Here is a 280-nt window from a genome sequence, read left to right as displayed (position 1 = left end):
ACCCAGCTGCACAGTCAGGTCCTGGTCCAGGGCCTGCTTGATGCTGATGGTGAAGGTCGGCTTCTCGTTCTCGAACACCGACGTCTGGTTGGCAACGATGCTCAGTTCAACCTTGTCGCCTTGGTTGTTATCGCCTGGAGTACCCACGCCTGGTTCGTCGACCACTTTGGTGCTGGCAGCCTTGTCGTCCAGCTTGAGGTCTTCGAAGCGGCTTGCACCTGGGCCTGCCACCGACTGAAGCGACAGGCTGACGGTGGACTCGCCGATGTACACGTTGTCC

1 protein-coding gene is annotated in these 280 nt (G+C 59.6%); it reads right to left on the bottom strand.

Annotated elements, in window-relative coordinates; genetic code table 11:
- A partial coding sequence (locus ACN6NG_RS29990; RefSeq protein WP_474317550.1) for a hypothetical protein occupies nt 1–280 on the bottom strand: 280 nt, incomplete at both ends.

It is taken from the genome of Pseudomonas sp. TSO6, assembly GCF_056098905.1.
This window is presented reverse-complemented; position numbering and strand designations above follow the sequence as displayed.